A 1445-nucleotide genomic window follows, 5' to 3' on the forward strand; every position below is an offset into this window, starting at 1 on the left:
TCCTTTGAGTAGGTTGGGTTAAAGGTCGTGCAACCCAACATATAACCGTGGGAGAATGCGGAGTTGTTTTGTTGGGTTTCGTTGCCAAGGGCCCAACCTCCAAAATTTGAATTATTTATGTATGAAAATAGAAGTAGAAGTAGGGTGTGTTAGCGCCGAGCGCGTAACGCACCGAATTATATTAGACTCACATCATTCGCACCAGTACTTATGTACCAAATTATTGATAGATTAGATAGAGAATTTCTTAATGAGTTATATATGGAGATAGTAGCAGAAATAGGATTTGAAGAGAAAATAGGCGATCGCGCTTAAAAACTCCTTTGAGTAGGTTGGGTTAAAGGTCGTGCAACCCAACATATAACCGTGGGAGAATGCGGAGTTGTTTTGTTGGGTTTCGTTGCCAAGGGCCCAACCTACAAGATCTACAATAAAAGGAATTTTTTTCTGATGGCTAGTTACTACAAAAGTACTGGTGCTTTGCTCTCAGATACAATGATTAAGATAGGAATTTGTTTTATTATGAGAGTTTTATAATTTGATGCCTAGATACGATCTCTATCACAATCAAGTAAAACAAGCCTTAATCAAGGAGGGTTGGCAAATTACGGATGATCCCTTCACTCTTGATTATAAAGGAATTCGTCTCTATGCTGACTTAGGGGCAGAAAAGGTGATTGCTGCACAAAAAGGTTTGGAGAAAATTGTAGTGGAAATTAAAGTTTTTAATACTCCTTCTTTGATGACAGAACTAGAGAAAGCAATTGGGCAATATAATGTTTATAGAAGTTTTCTCAAACGACTTGAACCAGATAGAGGACTTTACTTAGCAATTACTGATGATATTTATCAGGATTTCTTTTCTCTAGAACCCATTCAAGAAATCATCAGCGATCAATTGATATATTTAATAGTATTTAACCCAGAATTGGAGGTAATTAATCAGTGGATCAAGTAACACATTATCGTCAAATTATCAAACAAATTATTCATCAGCATTCGCAATATTCTCCGAGTCACAAAAAATCCGAAACTATAGCAATTACTGATGAAACTTCTAATAACTATTTATTAATTGATGTGGGTTGGTACAACTCAAAAAGAATTCATTCAGTTATTATACATTTGCGAATTGTTGAACAGAAAATTTATATTGAATGGGATGGCTTAGAATCAGGAATAACTAAAGATTTACTGAGAGAAGGGGTTGACAAGGATGATATTATTTTAGGTTTTATTCGTCCTGAAAAGCGAAATTTAATTGATTTCTCTTTGGCTTAATTTTTATCTGATAGAAGTAGGGTGCGTTAGCGCCGAGCGCGTAACGCACCGAATTATATTAGACTCACATCATTCGCACCAGTACTTATGTACCAAATTATTGATAGATTAGATAGAGAATTTCTTAATGAGTTGTGTATGGAGATAGTAGCAGAAATGGGATT

2 protein-coding genes are annotated in these 1445 nt (G+C 35.4%); both read left to right on the plus strand.

Annotated features, from left to right (window positions below; translation table 11 throughout):
* Positions 1-541: 541 nt before the first annotated feature.
* The gene (locus MW688_RS18190; RefSeq protein WP_486737433.1) at positions 542-958 is read left to right on the plus strand and encodes an element excision factor XisH family protein; all 417 of its coding nucleotides are present in this window, start codon (positions 542-544) and stop codon (positions 956-958) included.
* A complete protein-coding gene (locus tag MW688_RS18195; protein WP_486737434.1) occupies positions 946-1281 on the plus strand; it encodes an element excision factor XisI family protein in 336 nt (111 codons plus the stop codon). Before MW688_RS18190 ends, MW688_RS18195 begins: the two co-directional genes overlap by 13 nt.
* Positions 1282-1445: the final 164 nt, after the last annotated feature.

The sequence above is a fragment of the Johannesbaptistia floridana genome, assembly GCF_057440575.1.